This window comes from Chryseobacterium sp. CS3K3.1, from assembly GCF_059515165.1.
Genome location: NZ_JCAKRV010000015.1, coordinates 78892 through 102112, shown reverse-complemented (window position 1 = coordinate 102112; position 23221 = coordinate 78892). Strand labels below are relative to the sequence as shown.

The window sequence follows — 23221 nt, the reverse complement described above, 5'->3', positions numbered from 1 at the left end:
CATCCGGCTTCCCGCTTCCATCCTAAAAAAAATACCTTTATGAATAACACAAAAACAGCCTATTTTTTCCTTCGTGTGTCGATGGGAATCAACTTTTTGGGACACGGATTGGTTCGTCTCGTGAAATTGCAGGACTTTGCATCAGGAATGATGAAGGGTTTTGAAACAAGCTGGCTTCCGCAGCCATTGGTACACCTGTTTGGTGTCACTCTCCCCTTTCTCGAATTTATAATCGGCCTTCTGCTGATCATTGGTTTTAAAACCCGTATTGCGGCGATGGCCGGAGCTTCTCTCATTATTCTGTTGCTTTTTGGAAGCAGTACTGTTGAAAACTGGGAAGCAATGGGCATTCAGATGATCTATGCAGGTCTGTTCTACATTCTGATCAGCAGAATTGAGGATAATTATCTGGCATTGGATAGAAAATAAAAACAGTAAGGCTGAAAAAAGTAAAGAATTACCTGATTATTATAATTTTTTTTACTCTTTATCCAACCACAAAAGTCACAAAAGGCTTCATTTTAATACACTTAAGTTTATTTAGGTAAAATGATATCGCAGTAAAGTTCACATAAGATGAAAATCTTTGATTTCACAAAACTTTGGTGTACTTATTACGCACAATGTTTGGCTCTGAAAAAATTGAAGTATTTAAAACTTTTGTGCCTTTTGTGGTTAAGAATGATTCAATGCTGTATTTTTATTTTCTCAGCCTAATTATTTTCTGCTTTTTTACATTGTTCAGAGATTATGTTACAACTTCCTTAGATTCAGTTACTCTGTTTTTATAGTTAAAGCTCGCCTTAAAGATTCCCGGAATTTAATGTAACTACCTACAGACAGGGAATTGAACAAATTAAAAAAGAAAAACAATCTGTAAAATAAAAAGTGCTTATAAAAAACGCAAAGTTTTAATGGTTCAGATTTCTACTAAAATGAGTAATGGTAGTGCCCATAAGGTGCATCATTAATTTTCCCCCTGATGCCTCAAAATAAAGTAAACATTAAAATCTCTGCGTTTAATACTTTCTGATGTATACTTGTTCTTATGAGAAGATCGATTTTGTTATCGTAATAAGGCTCATGGCAATAACCACCATTCCTACCACCACAAACATTTTCTTTGTTGGAAGTTTTGCCGTAAGCATCGCAGAAAACGGGGCGGTAAAGACACCACCCAATAAAAGTCCCAGAACAATATTCCAGTGGTGGATACCTATGGTAAAAATAAAGGTAATGGCACTGGTAATGGTTAGTAAAAACTTGGCAACAGTAGAACTTCCCACTACATATCGGGGAATCCTTCCCTCTTTGATCAGCGTTCCGGTTACCAAAGGTCCCCAGCCTCCGCCGGCAAAAGAATCTATGAAGCCGCCTGCCAATCCTAATATTCTGAGATTGGTTCTACGTTTGGCTTTCGCTTGTCCGGATTTTTTATCTTTAAATGCATTGTTTAAGATATTAATTCCAAGATAGAGCGTGTAGCAGGCAATAATTGGTTTTACGATGTGAGCATAATGTTCACCATAATGAGACAGTGTTAAAGCACCGATAACAGAACCCACAATAGCCAATGGAAACAGCACCCAGACCATTTTTTTATTCACATTTCCCAGTTTATAATGACTGAAACTCCCGGCTGCTGTGGTAAACGATTCAGCAGAGTGAATGCTGGCACTTACAACGGGAGGCGGAACATTCAGCAGTAAAAGGATGGTAGTACATATCACTCCGTAGCCCATTCCCATTGATCCGGCGACAATTTCTGCCATAAAGCCCGCAAACAGCATCCAGTAAAAAATATGGCCATCTTTGTTCAGAAAATGCTGAATATCATCAGATAAACTGAACTGATATACGACAAGGCCAAATAAGCCGAAAAGAAGTAAAACACCAATGATGGCCAGATAAATATTGGCTTTTCTCTGGGCTGTTTTGGTGATACTGATCAGCTTTTGAATTTCCATATCCGGTTTTGCAGCAACTTTTCCTTCGGACAGATATTCTGTTGTAATCTTATTAAGTTCTTTTACTTTATAATTAAAATCGCCTGTCAGTTGATTACGGATATGCTGCATGTTGTCCAGTACATGATCCATTTCGTCAGGAATCACTTCGGTAAAGGTTTCTCTTAATCTTTTAGCGATAGTCGGAGATTTTCCGTTGGTGGAAATAGCTATTTTAAGACTTCCCTTTTTAACAATAGATCCTAAATAAAAATCACAAAGATCAGGTTTATCCGCAATATTGACCAGTACACTTTTTTGTTGGGCTTTTTCTCTGATTTCCCCGGCCAGATCAATATCATTTACTGCAATAATGGCGAGATCAGTATCGTTAAAATCGTGGTCATGATATGCTCTTTCATGAATAGTTATATTGGAAAACTGATTTTGTAAAATTCTGACCTCAGGAATAATTTCTTTGGCTACCAGTTTGATAGATGTTTCCGGTGAATTGCCCAGAACAGATTCAAGTTTTTCAAGGGCAACCTTGCCTCCGCCAATGATCAGCAGCGACAGGTTTTCAAGTTTTAAAAAGATGGGATATAAAGAATTGCTCATCCTGATTACAGTTTTAAGTCATACGTAAAAGCGAGATAATACAGTCCTCCGATTTCAGGGCCTGCTGCATACTGGAAGTAACGGCGGTTCAGTAGATTGGTAGCTCCGACTTTAATATGGGCATGAATTTCAGGCAGTTTCCATGTAGCCTGTGCATCAATGGTGTAATAAGCAGGAATTTGGCCTGAGGCTAAAGGACTTTCCCACATAAAGCTGCTCTGCCATCTTGCGACAATGGTAAACCCTATGTTTTTAACAATTTCTCTGTTTCCAACACTTACATTCACCATCCATTTCGGGGTGTTGAAAGCGGTGATAAATAAGTCTGAGTTATTATTGGAAGCCAGATCATTATAAGAAACATTAGTATTTACATTATAATTTCCTGTGATATTATAACGAATTCCTAAAGAGGTTCCATAACTTTTATACGTACTGTTGCTGTTCGTATAAACCCTGTATCGGTCCTGTTTACTTCTGTCGAGCATTGCAAGTACGGCTGCACTGCTTCCTACCTGGCTGTTTTTAGGAACAGCCACCTCTACCTGACCAAGGAATCCTTCGTAGATATTGTAATAAAAATCCCAGTCCAGCACCAGTTTATTATTGAAAAAAGTAGACTTATACCCTACTTCAAACGAATTGATTTTCTCCGGCTGTAACTTCTGCAGATTGGCTACCGCTAAAAGCTGCTTATTATCCTGGGCTGCCTGAGCCTGGGTTTTTCCTGCGTCAACATCAGCGTTTACTGCTGAGGTGAATTTATCAATGGAAGCCAGCGTATAGGAGTTTTCCAGATAACCTAATCCGTCATTTACTTTGGACAGACCTCCTACTCTTCTTACATTTCCGTTATTCACGAATGAAAGGGCTTCAAATAAAGATGGAAAACGATAGCCGTTCTGGAAAGATGCCCTGAAATTATGCTGTTTTACAGGGGAATACACTACACTTATTCTTGGATTGAGTTTAGCTTCAAATTCCGGGTTTCTGTCGATCCGTAAAGCGGCATTGATTTTTAATTTATCATCAAAGAAAAGCCTGGTAATCTGTGCAAAAGCCCCATATTTCTGATAGGTAACATCTTTCCCGAAAGTACCATTGGCTAAAGGAATGTTTCTTTCATTCACGGGACGATTGAAATCGACAAAATTGTTTCCATCCGGAGTAATGCTGTACAGGCGGTAATCTACACCAGCCAGAAGGCTGAATATCTTCACAAACCTGCTGAAATCATAGGTCAGTTCTCCCTGATAAAAGCGGGATTTCTGTTCCAGTTTTGCCCCGCCTGTTGCCGGAGCTCCTGCTACGCCTCCATTGGCCGAATCCCAGTTATTAATTCCGATAATGGTATTTTTTAGCTGTTCAAAGGCTGCGGTTCCCGGTACAACCCTGTTTTTATCAGCTTCCTGACGGGCGAGAGTAAATGCTTCATTAAGATTGGTTCCGGCATTCAGGCTGTTCTGAAGCGCGGTCTGGAATATATTTTTCCAGTTGGTATTGGAAAGATTCGTCAGATCAAGATTATCTGCCAAAGGTTTGAGATTATAGGAATCTCCTGTATTTTCTATCGATACATAAGCTCTGAAGGTTAATTCTCTTCCTGTGAGTTCTACTTTATGATTCTGAACCGTAGCATTCTGCAGACGGATTTTATTTCCTCTCTGGAAAGTTCCGTCCAGCAAACCATAACGATATACATAAGATGTTCTCCACTGATCTCCGAAACGGTAATATAATCCAGCATCGAACTTGATGTTCTTCACATCAGGACTTACCAGATCTTTTTCCAGATATCCGGTTCTTGAAACATTGAATGTGGTTGGTTTTCCGTTATAATCTACTTTTACGGCAACACGGTTGTTTCTTTCATCTCCATACTTATTCCAAAGATCTTCAGCCGGATTGTTGGCCAAAGCAAAATTAGGATTGGCTGTAACCAATGATCCCGGATTCTGATCGGTCAGATTATTCGATATCCAGTCGGTTCCACTGAAATAAGAGGCATTGACTTTCACTGCAAAGTTTTTATTGATCACTTTTGCAAAACGGATAGCACTTTCTCCCAGAGAACTTATTTTATGGTTCACATTGTCTACATGATTTACTCCGCCACGGAAATAAACACTTATCCCCTCAGAGGTAAACGGATCTTTAGTCTGTAAACTTGCCAGTCCGTTGATGGCATTCATCCCGTATAATGCAGATGCTGCTCCCGGAGTCACTTCCATAGATTGGATATCCAGTTCCGTAGGTCCTATCGCATTTCCCAACGGTACTCCCAACGTTGCCGATTGTACATCTACGCCATCTACCAGCTGCATAAAACGGAAATTATTAGGTGAGTTGAAACCTCTTGAATTAGGGATTTTCAACGTAAGGCTTGATGTTAAAAGCTGAAGCCCTTTTACATTTTCCAGTGTTTCATAGAATGAAGCTGCCGGACTTTCCCTGATGGTTTTTATATCAATTTTTTCAATGGCGATCGGCGATCTTAATATTTTTTCAGGCACTCTGGAGGCTGAAATCACAACATCATCAATAATGGTATTCTGAGGATTAAGACCTACCGTTATTTTGTTGGAAGGTGAAAGTATTTCAACTGTCTGACTGGTAAAGCCATCTTTCCGAATCACCACCCTGAAGGGAATGGTGACCCTTGTTCTGATTTTAAAATTACCTGCCTGATCCGTTAATGCGGTATCCTGTGTATTTTCGATCTGTACTTTTACGGAGTCAAGACCTTTGCTTGTTCCTGTGTTTTTGATGCTTCCACTAAGCTCTATAAGTTGCTGCTGAGCTTCTGCCAGGTTAAAAAATAGAAATGTAAATGCAATAATACCTGCTTTTGGTAGAAAATTTCCCTGCTTTTTGTTTTTCATTTTTTCTTCATTTTTTAGGTTGAAAATGAAGCTGTTTGAATTTTTACATTGATTATTTTTACCACAAAAGGTACAAAAGTTTTCATTTTAAAACACTTTAGTTCAATTATGTAAGTTTAAAATGACACTGTAGAAAAGTTTACATTAGATGAAAATCAAAGATTTTACAAAACTTAGGTGTACTTATTATGCACAAAGTTTGGCTCTTAAAAAGCTTAAGGGTTTAAAACTTTTGTGACTTTGCGGTTTTGAATCGAAAAACTTCAAACAGCTTTGTTTGTATTGTTATTTAAGAATCAACAACACATACACATTCGTCCGCTTAAATGAAGAGGTTGAGCTTTTTTGTTTTTTTTCAGATCATAATGAAAATCAGCCATATAATTAATTTAAGGTAGGTAAATAACGGTATGAAAAATCACCAAATGTTTCCTCTGCAAGTCTTTTCTGTACATAAATCCCGAAAAGTTCATCCAGGGTGGTCAGAATTTCTTCTTCACCAATATTTTCTTTAAATTTTGTATTCAGTCGCATTCCTAAGCGGTCTCCACCAATGTGAAGATTGTATTTCCCATAGGCTGTTCCCACAAATCCGATTTCAGCATTGGGAGATCTTCCGCAGCCGTTAGGACAGCCGGTCATACGGATCGTGATATCTTCTTCAAGTAGGCCATATTTTTCAAGAATAGGTTCTATTTTGGTGACCAGTGAAGGCAGATAACGCTGTGCTTCTGCCAGAGCCAGTGAACAGGTATTCAAAGCGACACAGGCAACAGAGTTTTTACGTAAAGCACTTGCTCCGTCGGTATGTTCTGAAATTCTGTACTCTTTTAAAACAGCTTCAATTTCAGCTTTATCCTTTTCATCAATATCAGCAAGAATAAGGTTCTGGTTGCAGGTAAAACGGAAATTGGCTTTCCCTGTCTGTGCAATTTTTAACAGTCCTGATTTTAAAGGATATCCTTCAATATCAAGGATTCTTCCATGCTCTACAAATACGGTGTAAAACCACTTTCCTTCATGATTCTGTATCCAGCCGTAGCGGTCTTTTCTTTGTGTAAACTTAAATTCACGGGCCGGCTCAAAACTGAAGCCTGCTCTCTTTTCTACTTCAGCTCTGTACTGATCGATACCTAATTTATCAATGGTGTATTTTAATCTTGATAATTTCCGGTCGCTCCTGTTTCCAAAGTCTCTTTGTACCGTGATAATTTCGTAGACGGCTTTCAATACTTTTTCTTCGGTATCCACAAATCCAAGGATAGAAGCAAGACGGGCATACGTGGCTTCATTTCCGTGAGTGGCGCCTAATCCTCCTCCGGCAGCAATATTATATCCTACGATTTTATTATTTTCGATAATCGCAATTAAGGCAATATCATTGATGAATACATCCACATCGTTATTGGGTGGAACGGCAATTCCTATTTTCAGTTTTCTTGGAAGATATCTGTCCTGATACAATGGATCTTCCTCTGCTTTACGGTCTACCAGAAGTTCATCATCAATCCAGATATCATAATAAGCTTTGGTTTTCGGAAGACACATTTCACTGATTTTTCCGGCCAGTTCATAAGCTTCCTGCTGTAAAGGCGATTCCGAAGGATTGGCTGTACAGGTTACGTTTCTGTTGACATCTCCACAGGCCGCAATAGAATCCAGATGCTGCAGATTGAAGCTCTGGATGGTAGGTCTTAAATGAGATTTTAAAATACCATGCAGCTGAATGGTTTGTCTTGTCGTTACTTTAATGGTTCCTGTGGAATGATCTTCAGCGGTTTCATTCAATCCAACCCATTGTTCCGGAGTTAAAAAACCGCCGGGAAGTCTTAATCTGATCATATAAGAATACAGCCACTCCAGTTTTTTGGAGACACGCTCTTCCCTTCTGTCTCTGTCGTCCTGCTGGTACATTCCGTGAAATTTGATCACAGTCTGGTCATCTTCTCTGATGGCTCCGGTGAAGTTATCTGCAAGACTTTCCTTTAAAGTTCCTCTGAGTCCGTTACTGCCGGTTTTAATTTTTTCTACCGGTGAAAGGTTCTCTTTATTGTTGTTCATAATTGTTTCCTTTAATTTTTACGGGTACTTCTTTTTAATACACATCTTTAGCATATCTGCCGCTCAGTTCCATTTCTTCCAGGTAGGTTACAGCATCTTCTTTGCTGCGTTTTCCTTCATTCTGTATAATGGTGAGAAGCGTTTGTTCTACATCACGGGCCATGGGTTCTTTAGCACCGCATACATACACCGATGCTCCGCCTTCCAGCCAGTAAAATACTTCCTGGGCTTTTTGTTCCAACCTGTGCTGAACATATACTTTTTCAGCTGTATCTCTTGAAAAAGCGAGATCTAAATGCGTCAGACTGCCTGTTTTGAGAAAATCCTGCAGCTCTGCCTGGTAAAGGAAATCGGATACAAAGTTCCTGTCCCCGAAAAACAGCCAGTTTTTTCCTCCTGCTCCTGTGGCATCACGTTCCCAAAGGAATGACCTGAAAGGCGCAATCCCTGTTCCCGGACCAATCATGATGATATCTTTATCCGCTTCCGGCAATTTGAAATGTCCTGCTTCCTGAATATAAAATTCCAACGCTTCCCCTTCTTTGAATTCACTCAGAAAACCACTGCATAACCCATTATGTTTCTGATGGTCAATAAAGAACTCAGATTTAGCAACCGTAATATGAATTTCCGTATCACCATGCGCTTCCACAGAGGAGGAAATGGAATACAGACGCGGCGCCTGAGCGGTTAATATCTGTATGATTTCTTCAAATTCATCTGCATTTTTTACAGGGTAAATCCTAAGCAGATCAAGAAGGCTTAATCTAACTTCCGGAATGGAATGTCCTGTTATTTTTGCATATTGAGCCACCACAGATTTAAGTAAATAGCTGATGTTAAGATGCTTGTGCAGGAGTTCTTCCACAGTGTCTGTAACTTTTGCTGTTTCAACCTGTTTTTTAGGATTAATTCCTGTGAGTGTAATAATCTCATCTACAACCTCTTTTGAATTGAAAGGGATCACTCCCAAAGCTGCACCGGGGCGGTAACTAAGCGCTTCTTCAGTTTCAATTTCAATATGATAGGTTTCTTTTTCTGAGGTAATATCGTTAAGGTTGATGATGGCTGAAACTTTTCCCTGATATTTCTTTCTTCCGGTAGAAACCTTTGGAGCTGAAGCATTTTTTGTACTCTGACCAGCACTTTTATGCACTGTTTCAAATACATGTTCTATCCAATGAGAAGCTTCCTGTTCGTAATCAATGTCACATTTCTTTAATGGAATAATACGGTGGGCACCTAATATTTCAAAACGTGAATCCACATCTTCTCCGGTTTGGCAGAACAGAGGATAACTGCTGTCTCCCAATGCCAGAACTCCGTATTTAAGTCCGCTGAGATCAATTTCATTTTCATGAATATAATCGTAGAATTTTTTAGCAAGAGCAGGCGGTTCACCTTCTCCCTGAGTGCTGATGACAATAAAGAAGAATTCCTCTTTTGTAAGATCTTTAGGCTTGTATTGGGAAAGGTCAGCCAGCTTTACCTGAAGTCCCTTTTTCTTCACTATACCGGCCAGTGCAGTAGCCAGTTTCTTACTGTTTCCGGTTTCTGTACCGTAAGCCAGCGTTATTTTCTTTACAGCATTCTGTGTAGTGGTATTCGCTTCCAGTGGTGGCAGAACGGCCGTAATTGAGGACCCTCCGGCAATACCCGCAAGATATCCGCTTGCCCAGATGGCTTCGTCTCTGGAGAGGTCTCCGGAGATTTGTTTTAATACATTTAATTTAGATTCAGACAGCATATTCAAAGAAATTTTGAGTGGTAGGGATTAGAGTTCCGTTTTCTACTGATTTAAAATAAAGACCTTCCTGCTCGGCATTTTCCAACCATGAAAATTTTTCATGCAGATTGACAATTTTGCCAACCACAACTAAAGAAGGAGATGCAAAGGTTTTATCTCCGAATTTTTCGTTAAAATCATCAAATGATGAAGTGTACACCTTTTGGAAAGGCGTTGTAGCCTGTTCAATGACTGCAATTTTTTTATCACCTGAAATCTGAAGTGCTTTCAGCTTTTCCACAAGAGGAGTAAGATTTCCTTTAGACATGTAGAAAACAAGGGTATCATTGGTTAAGGCAAGCTCTTGCCAATACTCTTCACTCACGATTTCCGATTTATAATACGTCAGAAAACGTACAGATGTAGAATATCCTCTTGCCGTTAAAGGCATCCCTGCAAAGGCTGCTGCCCCTAAAGCCGCTGTAATTCCCGGAATGATTTCGTAAGGAATATGATTTTCTTTTAAAGCCTGTAATTCATCAAGAATATTCGAGAATATGGAAACATCCCCTCCTTTGAGTCTTACAATCGTTTTATTCTGACGGGCATATTCCACCATCAAAGTATTGATATGAGATTGAGGGGTGGAAGCATTTTTGCTGCATTCTTTGCCTACATAAATGATTTCTGTGTTTTCATTAACGTAGGTTTCCAGAATTTCAGGACTTACAAGGCGGTCGCATAAAACAACGTCAGCTTCTGCGATTGCTTTTACAGCTTTTACAGTGATCAGTTCAGGGTTGCCGGGCCCTGCACCGATAAGGAAGACCTTTGGTGATTTTATATTTGTTTTCATTGAAGTAGTTGTTAATTAAGGAATTAGAAAAGTCCTTCTACCGACAGATATCTCTCTCCGGTATCGTAATTAATCGTCAGGATTTTAGCGTTAGGTGGTATTTCCGGTAAATGTTTGGCGATGGATGCTAAAGCGGCTCCTGTGGAAACTCCGACAAAAAGACCTTCTTTTTTAGCTGCGTTAAGGGCATATTCATAAGCTTCTTCTTTGCCTACTGTAATCACTCCGTCTAAAAGAGTAATATCCAGAATGGAAGGTACAAAGCCTGCTCCTAATCCCTGTAACGGGTGTGGTGCCGGGTTTCCTCCACTTAATACAGGAGATAATTCCGGTTCTACAGCAATTACTTTTACGTTAGGAAATTTTTCTTTAACCACTTTTGCTATTCCGGTGATATGTCCTCCGGTTCCTACTCCGGTAATGATATAATCAAGTCCCTCAGGAAAGTCTTTTAAAATTTCCTGTGCTGTGGTTTCTACATGTACTTTTACATTGGCTGGATTGTCAAACTGTCTTGGAATCCATGAATTGGGTGTTTCTTCAGCAAGTTCATTAGCTTTTTCAATAGCCCCTTTCATTCCTTTTTCTCTTGGAGTAAGCACGAATTCTGCTCCATAAGCTTCCATGATTTTACGGCGTTCTATACTCATGCTTTCCGGCATGACAAGGATTAGCTTATACCCTTTTACGGCAGCGGCCAGAGCGAGTCCTATTCCCGTATTTCCGCTGGTAGGTTCTATAATAACACTGTCTTTATTTAATAACCTTTTGGCTTCTGCATCTTCAATCATCGCCAGTCCGATTCTGTCTTTAATGCTTCCCCCCGGATTGTTTTTTTCAAGTTTGATCCAGACTTCATGATCTGAACCGAAGAGTTTGTTGATTTTCACGACGGGTGTATTCCCAATCGTTTCTAATGCATTCTGAAATTTCATATCAATGTACTTTTTATTTTTGTTTTTTTAGATCACAAAGGTTAATGATTCCGGTAATGAAGAATTATCCTTTATTTTTATTTCACTTTTGTGGTACACCAGAGAGTTGGCAGGAACATCCTGTGTAACCCAGACATTTCCTCCGATAATACTTTCTCTGCCTATGGTAGTTTCGCCTCCCAGAATAGTAGCTCCCGAGTAGATAATCACATCATCTTCAATATTGGGGTGTCTTTTCTGATGGGCTTTTTCTTTGGAAACATTCAAGGCTCCGAGGGTTACTCCCTGATAGATTTTGACATTGTTTCCGATAACCGTTGTTTCTCCGATCACAATTCCTGTTCCGTGATCAATGAAAAAAGACTTTCCGATGGTGGCTCCCGGATGAATATCAATTCCCGTTTTACTGTGGGCATATTCTGAAATCACACGGGGTAAAATCTTTACCTCCTGACTCCAGAGCTGATGCGAGATACGATAAACATACGTGGCAAAAAAGCCGGGATATGCCAGGTATACTTCTTCCAGTGAGTCAGCGGCAGGATCAAATTCCAGAATGGATTTTGCATCCAGTACCAGCTGATCATAGAGTTGTGGTAAAGCTTCAAAAAAACGATTAACCTGTTTTTCGGTAATAATTTTATCTCCCGTTACCGTATTGATAAGGTCTGAAAGTGTTTCCTGGAGCACTTCAAAATTTCTTTTCAGCTGATCTTCAGTATTGTCATCCTGAGGAAGGAAAAGTGTTTCGTACAAATCCTTCACCCATTTTTTTGTCTTTATTTTATCAAAGAATCCATGAATATTATTTTGCTTGGTCTGATGAATTCTCTCTGTTAATTGATCGGAAATTGCCATTTTTCTATTGAATTATACAGGCTGCTACCGTTGAATTGGACGTCTCATCCACCAGAATGGCAGAGCCCGTTGTTTTGTTATTGGTAAAGCTGTCATAGACCAAAGGCTGTGCCGTTCGCAGGGTAACTTTCACAATTTCATTCAGTTTGATCTCTCCATCGGCCTGTTCTCTGATAAGGGTATTGACATTGATCTTGTAATCTACCTCTTTTACTACTGCTTTTATCAGTCTGCTGTTCTGCTGCAAAAGGTATTTGTTTCCTTGCTGCAGCGGTTTCTGATCAAGCCAGCATAAAAGGATTTCAAGATCTTTTTCAACGGTGGGAACATGTTCTTCCGTAGCAAAAATATCTCCTCTGCTGATATCTACATCATGAGCCAAATGGATAACGGCTGGCTGGCCTTCAAAGGCTTCTTCTTTTTCAATGCCATTGATCTCAATTTTAGTGATTTCAGTGGTCAGGTCCGCCGGAAGAATGTGAATTTTATCTCCTTTGGTGAACTTTCCGCTTAATATTTGTCCGGCATATCCTCTGTAATCATGCAGTTCTTCGGTTTGAGGACGAATCACGTACTGAACCTGAAAACGGCTTCCGTTATTTTTTTCTTCATTGATTGTTACTTCTTCAAGATATTCCAGTAAAGAAGCTCCTTCATACCAGTCTGTTCTGGAAGATTTTGAAACAATATTATCTCCTTTTAATGCTGAGATGGGAAAATAACTTACGTCATTCAGTCCAAGATTTTCAGCAATTTTTGCATATTCTGATTTTATATTTTCAAAAACTTCTTCGGAATAATCCACCATATCCATTTTATTGATGGCTACAGCAACTTTCTTTAATTGTAATAAAGAAGCGATGATAGAATGTCTTCTGGTTTGTTCAATCACTCCTTTTCTTGCATCAATCAGAATAACCATCAGATCTGAGTTGGATGCTCCGGTGATCATGTTGCGGGTATATTGTACATGCCCGGGAGCATCGGCGATGATAAATTTCCTTTTTGCCGTTGAAAAATAACGGTAGGCAACATCAATGGTGATTCCCTGTTCTCTTTCTGCACGGAGACCATCTGTTAAAAGCGCGAGATCTACCCCGTCTTCATTTTTGTTTTTAGAATGTTTTTCAAGGACTTCCAACTGGTCCTGTAAAATGCTTTTGCTATCGTAAAGCAATCTGCCGATAAGGGTACTTTTACCATCATCCACGCTTCCTGCTGTTATAAATCTTAATATATCCATCCGATGTTAATTATAAATGATAAGTGATAAATTATGAATGATAATTGATGAAATACTTTGTGTAATCATTGATCAATTATCTTTTATCATTGATTAAAAATAGCCTCCTTTTTTTCTGTCCTCCATAGCGGCTTCTGTTACCCTGTCATCAATTCTGGTTTCGCCACGCTCAGAGATTCTTGTGGCTACAATTTCTTCGATGACAGCATCTATCGTTAAAGCATTAGATTCCACAGCTGCAGTACAGGTCATATCTCCTACGGTACGGTAACGTATTTTTCTGGTGGTAATAATATCTTCCGGTTCCAGTACAACATGGGAAGAATTGGCCAGCCACTGTCCGTTGAAGTCAATGACTTCTCTTTCATGCGAGAAATAGATGGAAGGCAGTGCAATTTTCTCTCTTCGGATATAATTCCAGATGTCAAGCTCTGTCCAGTTGCTGATTGGGAAAACTCTTACATTTTCTCCTTTGTGGATTCTTCCGTTGAAGATATTCCACAGCTCAGGACGCTGAAGCTTAGGATCCCACTGCCCGAATTCATCACGAACGGAGAAGATTCTTTCTTTTGCTCTTGCTTTTTCTTCATCTCTTCTGGCTCCTCCGATGCAGGCATCGAATTCAAATTCTTCAATGGTATCAAGAAGTGTGTAGGTTTGAAGCCAGTTTCTGCTAGGGAATTTCCCTTTAGCCTCGGTTAATTTTTTACTTTTTATCGTGTCCTCCACTTTCCTCACTACCAGATTGACATCTAGCTGTTCTACCAGCTGATCACGGAAATCCAATACTTCCGGAAAGTTGTGGCCTGTATCTACGTGAACAAATGTAAACGGAATTTTTCCGTGGAAGAATGCTTTTCTTGCAAGATGAGCCAGTACAATACTGTCTTTTCCTCCACTGAATAACAACGCCGGACGTTCAAACTGGCCTGCGACTTCTCTTAATATATAAATAGATTCGGCTTCTAACTGATCTAAATAATTTAAATGATGTATTGACATGTTTTTCTTTTTTATTGATGAATATGCAGACCGCATTCTTTTTTATTGGCATCTTCCCACCACCAACGGCCTGCTCTGAAATCTTCTCCTTCCTTGATCGCTCTGGTACAGGGCTCACATCCTATGCTCACAAATCCTTTTTTATGAAGGTGATTGTAAGGTAAATGATGATCTTTTACATACGTTGTCACCTGTTCTGTCGTCCAGTGAAGGATGGGATGAAATTTGATGATTTTATTATCAGGATCCCACTCCAGCTGAGGCATATTCTGTCTGTTGGGAGAATGTTCGGATCTCAGACCTGTGATCCAGACTTCATAGCCTTCCAACGCTTTTCTTAAAGGATGAACCTTTCGGATGGTACAGCATGCTTTCCTTTTTTCTACAGATTGATAGAATGAATCAGGGCCGTTTTCTGTGACAAATTCTCTGAGCTCGTCCGTATCCGGATAATAGGCTTTGATGTTCTTTTTAAAAAATGCCTTCGTAGAGGTCCAGGTTTCATAGGTTTGTTCAAAAAGTCTTCCCGTATCCAGAGTGAATATTTCAATATTTAAATCTTTAATCAGATGAGTGATAACCTGATCCTCGTAACTGAAACTGGTTGAAAAGATCACTTTACCCGGGAATCTTTCAGTCAGTATTTGCAGTGCATTGGTTTGAAAAGAAGCTTCATCAGCCTCTTTTACAAGATTTTCGAATTCATTTTTCAGACTGTTTTCCATTTTGAATTGAGATTTAAGTCTTGCAAATATATATAAAATTCTATAACTCCTATCAAAATAGTAGAATTTAAATAAAAAAAATTTTATTCTTTATTGATGAACTTGGTTAAGGTAGCTTCCATCATGCTTTTTCTGGTCTTTTCACGAACGATCATTAATTCTTTCCTAAGATAACATACCGCTTCATCCACACAATCATCACATGCTTCGTAAAAATTTAAAGAAACGCATGGTGTTAGCGCAATAGGACCGTCGAAAATACGGTAAATATCTGCTAATGAGACCTCATCAGGTGATTTTAAAAGGTAATACCCTCCTACTTTGCCTTGCTTGCTGTTGACAAGTTTTGCTCTTTTAAGTTCAAGAAGGATTTGTTCCAGAAATTTTTTGGGAATGTTCTCGTCCTGTGCAATAACGGAAGTTGGCAGAAAGCCCTGGTTATAATTCCTTGCTAATCTGACCATTGCTTTAAGCGCATATTTGCAACGTTTCGACATCATAATTCCTGCAAGTTATGATAAATTATCTGATAAATGAAATGTTTTTATAGCTGAAAACTTTGTATTTTAACCACAAATCGAAGATTCGACGAAGTCAAAAGCCACAAAAGATAAAAACACTTAAGTTGATTTTAAGTACAGATAAACTGCTGACAAGTTCACTTAAGTTTAAAAATCGAAGATTTTTATAATACACAAACATCTGTGTAAATCCGTGAAATCTGTGGGAAAAGCTAACCACCCCGTCAAAAATTCTTTGAATTTTCGCCATCCCTCCACAAGATGGGAATTCTAAGTCCTCCGTTTGTAATATGAGCCACAAGTTTACTCTTTCTGTAAAACAAAATACGCCAGTTCCCTATCTTCTCGTGCAAGATTTTCAACTCTTTTAAAGCCGCTTTTCAAAAGTACTTTTTGGGACCCGATATTATCAAGATCCGTTACTGCTACGATATCTTTCTGATGATTTATTGATAAACAGTGGTCAACAAGTGCTTTACAGACTTCGGTTCCGAGACCTTTACCCCAGTATTTTTCATCTAAAGTATAGCCTATTTCCATCTGATCAGGATTGTCAAGAAAGGTTCTGGCAAGGCACATTCCTACAAAATCATTGTTCTGGGGATGGAAAATTCCCCATCTGCTGAATGGTCCCTCTTTATAATCTGCCAATGCTTTGTCAAACATTTCCTTATATTCTTCCGGGGTTTTATAGGGCAGATATCGGGTTACATTTTCATTTTCAAAAAGAGTGGAAAATAATGAAAATTCTTCAGGGGTAAATTCACGGATAATGATCCTGTCGTTTTTATAATGCATGGAATATTGTTATCAAAGAATAAAATTACATAAATAAATGAAGAACTGCTCATAAACAGGATAAAAAAATTGGGCTTACAATGAAGCCCAATCAACTGTATATGAATACGAAACTATTTTTTAATGAATTTTTGGGAAGATTTCCCTAAAGAAGTTTCAATATCAATTAAATAAGTTCCGCTCAGGAAGTGTTTAACCTCAACCTTATCACCAATAACTTTTGCATTCATTTTTCTTCCAAACATATCATAAACAGAAATTGATTTAATTTCCCCTTTTGTTTTAATATTCAATACATCAGAAACCGGATTTGGATAGATGGAAGTTTCTGAGTTGGTTGTATCAACGTCTGCAGTGGAAAATGATAATGCACAAGGTGTTGTAATACTGCCATTTGGTTGTGTATTATATGCAAACTCAGTGACAGAATAATTTGAACCATTGGCCCCAACGCTCACTTTGAAATAGCCGTTAATATCGTAGCCTTCGAATTGGTTTCTAAAACCAACATAAGCGGTTTTACCAGACCAGGTAGTATAGGTAGGAGTATACACATCCAGTTGTCCGGGAGTCCAAGTTGGATACCCTATATTATTTGCATTCGTTATAGTGGTGCAGGCTGGAATTAAACTAATATTTCTTGTTCCTGTTTGGCACACTAATCCTTTCCAATAAGTTTCCAATTTTAATTGATTGGCTCCATAGTACCAGGCGCCATATCCAGCATCATCACTAAGCTCCGGGTTAATGATAAAATATTTCCAAGTTGCCCCTGAGTTGGTGGTTACTGTTGTTGGTGTTGGGTTGGCATAACTTTCCAGAGGAGTTCCTGTAACTATTTTGTAAGGATCTTTATAAGAAAAAGTTAATGCCAAAGCTGTTGTTGATCCTAGTGAAGTTGTTCCTCCTGCTATAGCCGGATTCAGGAATGTAATTGATGAATTCAGGACCTGGCTTTTAGAATGACTGGTTGCAGCACCATTGATGGTAAGTGTAGCTGTAGTAGGGCTTGTAACTACTATACTTGCAGTTAATCCTGCTGGCAATGAAGACGTGAAATGAGTTCCTGAAGTAAGAGTTGTTCCATTTGGCAGGGCAAATGTTGCTCCGTTTAGCGTAATCTTTGATGCAGGGGCAGATGCTACTGTTCCATCTAATGACACGGCTCCATTATTGTTTAAATTCTCTGTAAATGTACTGTTGCTAAGGGTTAGCCTAGGTGGCGTATTGGCAACTCCGGTTGCGGCTAAGTTGGCAGGCTGCCATAAATTTATTCGCGAAGGATGGTTTAATGCTGCCAGCATTCTGTTAACCTGTCCGTTGGTAAACATTTTATAACAGCCGGAAGAGCCGTTGTATCCCATATAGTTTTCAACGTTTACTTTTTGTCCAAGACAATTGTTACCAGCGTTACATCCCAATCCGGAAGATGCATTTTCTACAGGGGTGTCAGCAACTCCATCCCCATCATTACCAGGGTTTGTAGTTGAACACAGAACATTGAACGTGTGCTGAAGATTTAGCCAATGCCCGAATTCGTGAGTGAATGTATCAGAAAACTCGTTTGAAGCTACTGTTCCTGCAGCATTAAATATATAACGTCCGTTATAAACAACTCTGGCTGTATTTACTGAAGTCATGTATGAATCCGGATACCAGGCAACTCCTGACTGATATAAATCTTTATTAGCATACAGGTCATTTTGGATATACACATTCATATACTTTGTATTATCCCAGGCATCCGTTCCAATTTGTGCATCATATCCGCCTCCGTTGCCATATCCGCCTTTGAAGGGGTGAAATACCACTCCGCTTGTTGCTTTTCCGGTTGGATCAATTTTAGCTAATCGAAATTCAATGCTTAATGCTCCTCTGATAGATTGAAAGTCAGGATCTACAGTATTTGAATCAGTGTTGATTCCATTGAAATTTAAGTTGATCTGTTCCAGTAAGTCAACTACTTTTTGGTAATTTACTTTTACATTGCTCTGAGATTCTCCATACACATGAAAAACCACAGGGATGATGTAAGTTGGATTGCTGATCCTGCTATTATTCAATGAATTTTTGTCCGATCCCATTTTTTTTATGAACTCTTTGGTGTATTTCTCAAAGTTTTCATATTCAGCCTTAGATTCAGGGTGCAGTTCAAAATGTTGTTTCATCATTTCATCTGCTTTACACTCACGAGGTCTGTTTTCCTGAGCAAAACCTATTGCTGGAAATAGGGAAACAAGTAATAGTAATTTAAATTTTTTCATAATTTTTTGGATTTGGTGGTTAATAAATTATTTAAATGATCAAATTGTTTTGGGTTTAACTTGGTGTGTTATGTGATGTTTTTTAACTAAATCTCTCAGGGTTGAATATCTTTATATCAACCGTTGCCTTTTGGTCATTGGCAAGTTCTGAAACTGTTTTTCCAAAAATGGGTCCCAAGCTTAGTCCCATCATACCGCCTCCGCCTGCGATAATCAGGTTCTTCAATTGGGAAGACCGTCCTAAATACGGAAGTCCATCCGGGGCACAAGGCCTGTATCCGAACCAGATTTCAGATTCTTTTGGGGTTTCAACCTTGAAGTCGGGTAAATAGTTGGGAATAGACCGGATAATTCCTTCTACCCTTTTCATATTAATTGTATCCTGATGGGAAGCCAGTTCCATCGTTCCGCCAAAACGGATCTGTCCGTTCATTGGAGTTACTGCTACTCTGGCTTCGAGTAATAAAGCGGCATGCTCCAACCTATTAAGTGGATTTTCCGGTTGGTGCATCAACGAATATCCTTTTCCAGGCATTAAATGGATTTTAAGACCTGCTTTCTGAGCAAGTTCAGGCAAGAATGAACCTCCCGTCATGATAAATTGGTCTGCAGTAAATTCTTTACCATTTGCTATGACCGTTTTAATCTTGCTGCCGGAAGTTTCAAAGTCTGTTACCCGATGATGGGTATGAAAAATGACATCATTATTTTTAAGATAAGAAATCATTTGTTTCATCAGTTTCATGGGATTCATGTGGCCATCGCATTTATAATTGATTCCTCCGATAACATCCAGTTGAACATTGGGTTCAAGTTCCTGAATTTCTTTTTTACCCAGAATATCAACGGGTAAACCCATACTGATTGCCTTGTGGGCAAGTTCTGTTTCTTCTTCCGCAACTTTCTCGGTTTTATAGAGCATTAAAATACCATTCTGATTCAGCTCAAAATCAAATTCATCTTTTTGCGCGATCTCATTATAAAGCCTGCTGCTCGCCAGGTTAAGATCCCTGATGGCTGCTGCAGAATAGTCAACATGTTTCTGGTTGGAATGTTTTAAAAATTTCAATCCCCAGGATATAAGTCTCGAATTGAGTGAAGGTTTTACATAAAACGGACTTTTACTGTCGAACATCCAGCGTATTCCCTGTGCTACAACTCCCGGTGCTGCCAATGGGGTAAAATGACTGGGTACAATCATGCCTGCATTGCCATAAGAGCAGTTGTTGGTGAGGTCATTCTGCTCAAGAATTTCCACCTGCCATCCTTTTTGTAAAAGGTAATACGCTGAGCTTAATCCTGCTATTCCTGCACCGATGATGAGTGCTTTTCCTTTATTCTGTGCCATATGCCTGTTACATTACCTGAAAACCCTGCCAATAAGGATCTTCATCATCAATAATTATATGATTGTATCCGGTAATTCTTGCCCAGCCTTCTACTGACGGAATAATGGCTGCTTTTCCATCAATAGTTGTGGTTTCTTCAATTCTCCCGATAAACCGGGAACCGATATAGCTTTCATGAATGAATTCTTCCCCTTCCTTCAGTTTTCCCTTAGCATACCATTGGGCCATTCTTGCCGAAGTTCCCGTACCGCACGGCGAACGGTCTAAAGCATTTTCACCCACCAAAACTGCATTTCTTCCACTGGCTTCGGGATCTGTGGGTTTTCCCGTCCACTGAATATGGCTTAATCCTTTAATGTGTTCAATTTCAGGATGAATGAATTCATATTTTTCATTGAGTAATTTTCTGATAATTTTTCCATAATGAATGAGCTGGCTGGCCGTAAAATCAGAAATATCACTGAAATTTTCCTGAGGATCTATAATCGCATAAAAATTTCCGCCATAAGCAACATCGGCTCTTATTAATCCCAGATCCGGACATTCCACTTCCAGGTTTTCAGCATACAGGAAAGACTTTACATTCGTCAGCTTTACAGACTTTACTTTTTTCCCTTCCTGTACATAATCGATGAGGATAAGTCCTGCAGGGGTTTCAAGACGTAATTTTCCCGGAATTGTAGGTACGACAAGTCCTTCCTCAATGGCAATGGTAACCGTTCCGATGGTTCCGTGCCCGCACATGGGAAGACATCCGCTGGTTTCAATATATAAAACTCCGATATCGTTATTTTCATCTACAGGAGGATACAGCATACTTCCGCTCATCATATCATGGCCACGGGGCTCAAACATTAATCCCTTTCTGATCCAGTCGTATTCTTCCATAAAGTGCAGCCGGCGCTCCATCATGGAATTTCCTTTTAAAACAGGGGCACCTCCTGCCACAAGACGTACAGGGCATCCACAGGTGTGAGAATCTATACAAAAAAATGTTCTGTTCATGTGGTCTGTAATTTTAATGATCCTGAATTCACTGTTCCATCCACCATTCTGCTGATCTGCAATGGATTTGCATTCTTCAACTCATCCGGTAAGAATTCATCCGGCCAGTTCTGAAAGCAAATCGGACGGACAAATCGTTTCACAGCATCCGGCCCAACGGAGGTAAAACGGGAATCGGTAGTAGAAGGAAACGGACCTCCATGCTGCATGCCATAGACCACTTCTACTCCTGTAGGCATTCCATTGAATAATAATCTTCCGCATTTATCTTTCAAAATAGTAATCAATGTACTGTTATCGCGAACATCTTCACGGGTCGCTGCGATGGTGATGGTTAATTGCCCTTTTAGCTGTTGGGCAATTTCAATGAGTTCTTCATCTGTTTCACACTCCACAACAATACCAAATGGGCCAAAGACTTCTTCACTTAATACCGGATTATTCACGAAATTTCCGGCACTGGTTTTTATCACGGTTGCGTTGCCAGAAGAATTTTCTGTTTCTGCTGATGCAATGATTTCAACATCAGGCTGTTTTAATGCAATGCTTTTGTTTTTTTCGAAATTATCTAATATTCCTTTGTGAAGCATTTTAGCGGGAGCCACTTTTTGAATTTCTTCTTTTAATGTATTGATGAAACGGTTAAACGACTCTCCTTTCAATGCTATAAACACTCCCGGATTGGTACAAAATTGTCCTACACCCAGCGTTAAAGAACCGATATATTCCTTTGCCAATGCTTCAGCTTTGGTTTCAAGCAGGTTTTGAAAGGCAAATACCGGATTGATACTTCCCATTTCTGCAAATACAGGAATAGGATTTTCACGACGGCTGGCAATATCAAACAATGCTTTTCCGCCATTAAATGAACCCGTAAACGCAATAGCCCGGATGTCCGGATGCTGAGTCAGATAGGTACCAATCTCATAAGATGATCCGGTAATATGGCTGAAAATTCCTTCAGGCCATCCGAAAGCTTTAACAACAGCGCTTATCGCATCCGCCATTATCTGTGAAGTCTGTGGATGTGCCGGATGCGCTTTTATAATAACAGGACAGCCTGCCCCGATTGCACTGGCAGTATCGCCTCCTGCAGTAGAAAATGCAAAAGGAAAATTACTGGCTCCGAAAATAACAACAGGTCCGATGCCTACATTGTATTTCCTAAGATCTCCTTTTTGTTTTTCAGGCTGGGCAAGATCAATTCGGGCTTCTGTATAGATTCCGTCAGCAACAGCTTTTGCGTAGCTTCTCCATTGTCCTGCTGTTCTTGCCTTTTCTCCGGTAAGTCTGGCTAATGGCAATGCCGTTTCGGTATGAGTAACTGTTAAAAGTTCTTCTCCCAAGGCTTCAAGCTGATCCGCTACAGCATTCATAAATTCAGCCCGATCATTGATGGTGGTGTTTTTCAGAAACCGGAAGGCTTCAACCGCCATCTGCACTCTTTTGTCTATATTTTGAGTTGATGTTTCTTCCATCATAGCTGTATTTCTGGAATTAATAATACGGGACGATTCGCTCTTCCTTCTTCAATAATTTTTTGAATTCTTTGAGCTTCCTCTCCATGAAGTTCAAGACGTGGAGCTCTCACATAAGGATTGCTTATCCCTTCTGCTGATGCAGCAAGCTTGATATACTGGATAAGTTTAGGGTGAATGTCAAGTTCAAGCAATGGCATAAACCATCTGTAGATGGCAACCGCTTTGTCGTATTCGCCTGTTTTAACATAGTTGTACATGGCCATGGTTTCATTAGGAAAGGCATCTACAAGACCTGCCACAAGGCCGTCAGCTCCAAGCATCAGGGTTTCCAGGCAAATCGTATCTACACCTCCAAGAATTTTGATTCTTTTCCCAAAACGGTTAATCATTCTGGTTACATTCGCCAGATCTCTTGTTGATTCTTTGACAGCCTGAATGGCTGGATATTCAATAAGCTCCTCAAACATGTCAAGGGTGACATAAATTCCGTAATCTACAGGATTATTATAGATAAGGATCGGAAGATCCGTAGCGGAAGCCACTGCCTTGAAATACTCAACCACTTCACGGTTATCAGCTTTGTAACGCATTGGAGGAAGAAGCATCAGGCCGTCTGCACCCAATTCTTTTGCTTTCTTAGCGAAGTTGACAGCATTTTTGGTGGTATTTTCAGAAAGATTAAGAATGACAGGAATTCTGCCCTGCGTTATTTTTTTTGCGTATTTCAGCAGTTCAAATTTTTCTTCCGTTTCCAACGCACTGGCTTCCCCTAATGTTCCTGCAAGGATAATTCCATGAACTCCTGCTTTAATCTGGGCTTCTGTATTGACAGCAAACATTTCAAAGTCTATCTCACCCTCTTTTGTAAAAGGCGTTAATACAGCAGGAAAAATACCTTCCCAGTTTAGTTTTGTACTCATATCAAATAATATTTATTCAAAACTAGGTGAA

18 protein-coding genes are annotated in these 23221 nt (G+C 39.5%); 1 reads left to right on the top strand and 17 read right to left on the bottom strand.

What is annotated here, in order from left to right; all coding sequences use genetic code 11:
- Positions 1 to 39 precede the first annotated feature (39 nt).
- Positions 40 to 429 (top strand): DoxX family protein, encoded by a 390-nt coding sequence (locus AC5YGI_RS15095; RefSeq protein WP_496168891.1) that lies wholly within the window; start codon positions 40 to 42, stop codon positions 427 to 429.
- A 617-nt stretch (positions 430 to 1046) separates the two neighbouring features.
- Here the strand turns inward: AC5YGI_RS15095 and AC5YGI_RS15090 are convergent.
- The 17 genes from AC5YGI_RS15090 to AC5YGI_RS15010 all read right to left on the bottom strand — a co-directional run bounded on the left by AC5YGI_RS15090 (position 1047) and on the right by AC5YGI_RS15010 (position 23190).
- Positions 1047 to 2564: a TSUP family transporter gene (locus AC5YGI_RS15090; RefSeq protein ID WP_496168889.1), complete on the bottom strand. Its 1518-nt coding sequence runs from the start codon at positions 2562 to 2564 to the stop codon at positions 1047 to 1049.
- A 5-nt stretch (positions 2565 to 2569) separates the two neighbouring features.
- Entirely contained in the window at positions 2570 to 5446 is a 2877-nt protein-coding gene (locus AC5YGI_RS15085; RefSeq protein ID WP_496168887.1) for a TonB-dependent receptor, read from the bottom strand.
- Between the two features lie 384 nt (positions 5447 to 5830).
- A complete protein-coding gene (locus tag AC5YGI_RS15080; protein ID WP_496168886.1) occupies positions 5831 to 7507 on the bottom strand; it encodes an NADPH-dependent assimilatory sulfite reductase hemoprotein subunit in 1677 nt (558 codons plus the stop codon).
- 34 nt (positions 7508 to 7541) lie between these two features.
- Entirely contained in the window at positions 7542 to 9254 is a 1713-nt protein-coding gene (locus AC5YGI_RS15075; protein ID WP_496168884.1) for a diflavin oxidoreductase, read from the bottom strand.
- Complete coding sequence (cobA, locus tag AC5YGI_RS15070) at positions 9244 to 10089, bottom strand: uroporphyrinogen-III C-methyltransferase (RefSeq protein WP_496168883.1); 846 nt, start codon at positions 10087 to 10089, stop codon at positions 9244 to 9246. Before cobA ends, AC5YGI_RS15075 begins: the two co-directional genes overlap by 11 nt.
- Positions 10090 to 10112: 23 nt before the next feature.
- On the bottom strand, positions 10113 to 11024 hold the full coding sequence (cysK, locus tag AC5YGI_RS15065; protein ID WP_496168882.1) for a cysteine synthase A: 912 nt from the start codon (positions 11022 to 11024) through the stop codon (positions 10113 to 10115).
- Positions 11025 to 11051: 27 nt separating this feature from the next.
- Positions 11052 to 11882 (bottom strand): serine O-acetyltransferase EpsC, encoded by an 831-nt coding sequence (epsC, locus tag AC5YGI_RS15060; protein ID WP_496168881.1) that lies wholly within the window; start codon positions 11880 to 11882, stop codon positions 11052 to 11054.
- A 4-nt stretch (positions 11883 to 11886) separates the two neighbouring features.
- Positions 11887 to 13125, bottom strand: a complete 1239-nt coding sequence (locus AC5YGI_RS15055; protein WP_496168879.1) for a sulfate adenylyltransferase subunit 1 — start codon at positions 13123 to 13125, stop codon at positions 11887 to 11889.
- Between the two features lie 93 nt (positions 13126 to 13218).
- Entirely contained in the window at positions 13219 to 14127 is a 909-nt protein-coding gene (gene cysD / locus AC5YGI_RS15050; RefSeq protein ID WP_496168878.1) for a sulfate adenylyltransferase subunit CysD, read from the bottom strand.
- A gap of 11 nt (positions 14128 to 14138) precedes the next feature.
- The gene (locus AC5YGI_RS15045; RefSeq protein ID WP_330746445.1) at positions 14139 to 14852 is read right to left on the bottom strand and encodes a phosphoadenylyl-sulfate reductase; all 714 of its coding nucleotides are present in this window, start codon (positions 14850 to 14852) and stop codon (positions 14139 to 14141) included.
- Positions 14853 to 14935: 83 nt separating this feature from the next.
- Positions 14936 to 15352, bottom strand: coding sequence for an RrF2 family transcriptional regulator (locus tag AC5YGI_RS15040; RefSeq protein WP_062669451.1), 417 nt, complete (start codon positions 15350 to 15352; stop codon positions 14936 to 14938).
- 324 nt (positions 15353 to 15676) lie between these two features.
- Positions 15677 to 16171, bottom strand: coding sequence for a GNAT family N-acetyltransferase (locus tag AC5YGI_RS15035; protein WP_330746443.1), 495 nt, complete (start codon positions 16169 to 16171; stop codon positions 15677 to 15679).
- A 113-nt stretch (positions 16172 to 16284) separates the two neighbouring features.
- Positions 16285 to 18435 carry a zinc-dependent metalloprotease gene (locus AC5YGI_RS15030; RefSeq protein ID WP_496168876.1) on the bottom strand — a complete coding sequence of 717 codons (2151 nt, stop codon included), beginning with the start codon at positions 18433 to 18435 and terminating at the stop codon, positions 16285 to 16287.
- An 82-nt stretch (positions 18436 to 18517) separates the two neighbouring features.
- Entirely contained in the window at positions 18518 to 19783 is a 1266-nt protein-coding gene (locus AC5YGI_RS15025; RefSeq protein WP_496168875.1) for an NAD(P)/FAD-dependent oxidoreductase, read from the bottom strand.
- A gap of 7 nt (positions 19784 to 19790) precedes the next feature.
- Positions 19791 to 20789 (bottom strand): 4-hydroxyproline epimerase, encoded by a 999-nt coding sequence (locus AC5YGI_RS15020; protein WP_496168874.1) that lies wholly within the window; start codon positions 20787 to 20789, stop codon positions 19791 to 19793.
- Positions 20786 to 22270 (bottom strand): aldehyde dehydrogenase (NADP(+)), encoded by a 1485-nt coding sequence (locus AC5YGI_RS15015; protein WP_330746439.1) that lies wholly within the window; start codon positions 22268 to 22270, stop codon positions 20786 to 20788. The genes AC5YGI_RS15020 and AC5YGI_RS15015 overlap by 4 nt, the downstream gene beginning before the upstream one ends.
- Positions 22267 to 23190 carry a dihydrodipicolinate synthase family protein gene (locus AC5YGI_RS15010; protein ID WP_330746438.1) on the bottom strand — a complete coding sequence of 308 codons (924 nt, stop codon included), beginning with the start codon at positions 23188 to 23190 and terminating at the stop codon, positions 22267 to 22269. Before AC5YGI_RS15010 ends, AC5YGI_RS15015 begins: the two co-directional genes overlap by 4 nt.
- Between the last annotated feature and the right edge of the window lie 31 nt (positions 23191 to 23221).

Excerpts from the sequence above, each read along its gene's own strand:
- AC5YGI_RS15075 (WP_496168884.1), bottom strand. The coding sequence starts at position 9,254 with ATGCTGTCTGAATCTAAATTAAATGTATTAAAACAAATCTCCGGAGAC.
- AC5YGI_RS15025 (WP_496168875.1), bottom strand. The coding sequence starts at position 19,783 with ATGGCACAGAATAAAGGAAAAGCACTCATCATCGGTGCAGGAATAGCA.
- cysD (WP_496168878.1), bottom strand. The coding sequence starts at position 14,127 with ATGTCAATACATCATTTAAATTATTTAGATCAGTTAGAAGCCGAATCT.
- AC5YGI_RS15035 (WP_330746443.1), bottom strand. The coding sequence starts at position 16,171 with ATGCATTATAAAAACGACAGGATCATTATCCGTGAATTTACCCCTGAA.
- epsC (WP_496168881.1), bottom strand. The coding sequence starts at position 11,882 with ATGGCAATTTCCGATCAATTAACAGAGAGAATTCATCAGACCAAGCAA.
- AC5YGI_RS15010 (WP_330746438.1), bottom strand. The coding sequence starts at position 23,190 with ATGAGTACAAAACTAAACTGGGAAGGTATTTTTCCTGCTGTATTAACG.
- AC5YGI_RS15015 (WP_330746439.1), bottom strand. The coding sequence starts at position 22,270 with ATGATGGAAGAAACATCAACTCAAAATATAGACAAAAGAGTGCAGATG.
- AC5YGI_RS15030 (WP_496168876.1), bottom strand. The coding sequence starts at position 18,435 with ATGAAAAAATTTAAATTACTATTACTTGTTTCCCTATTTCCAGCAATA.
- AC5YGI_RS15095 (WP_496168891.1), top strand. The coding sequence starts at position 40 with ATGAATAACACAAAAACAGCCTATTTTTTCCTTCGTGTGTCGATGGGA.
- AC5YGI_RS15045 (WP_330746445.1), bottom strand. The coding sequence starts at position 14,852 with ATGGAAAACAGTCTGAAAAATGAATTCGAAAATCTTGTAAAAGAGGCT.
- AC5YGI_RS15055 (WP_496168879.1), bottom strand. The coding sequence starts at position 13,125 with ATGGATATATTAAGATTTATAACAGCAGGAAGCGTGGATGATGGTAAA.
- AC5YGI_RS15085 (WP_496168887.1), bottom strand. The coding sequence starts at position 5,446 with ATGAAAAACAAAAAGCAGGGAAATTTTCTACCAAAAGCAGGTATTATT.
- cobA (WP_496168883.1), bottom strand. The coding sequence starts at position 10,089 with ATGAAAACAAATATAAAATCACCAAAGGTCTTCCTTATCGGTGCAGGG.
- AC5YGI_RS15090 (WP_496168889.1), bottom strand. The coding sequence starts at position 2,564 with ATGAGCAATTCTTTATATCCCATCTTTTTAAAACTTGAAAACCTGTCG.
- cysK (WP_496168882.1), bottom strand. The coding sequence starts at position 11,024 with ATGAAATTTCAGAATGCATTAGAAACGATTGGGAATACACCCGTCGTG.
- AC5YGI_RS15080 (WP_496168886.1), bottom strand. The coding sequence starts at position 7,507 with ATGAACAACAATAAAGAGAACCTTTCACCGGTAGAAAAAATTAAAACC.
- AC5YGI_RS15040 (WP_062669451.1), bottom strand. The coding sequence starts at position 15,352 with ATGATGTCGAAACGTTGCAAATATGCGCTTAAAGCAATGGTCAGATTA.
- AC5YGI_RS15020 (WP_496168874.1), bottom strand. The coding sequence starts at position 20,789 with ATGAACAGAACATTTTTTTGTATAGATTCTCACACCTGTGGATGCCCT.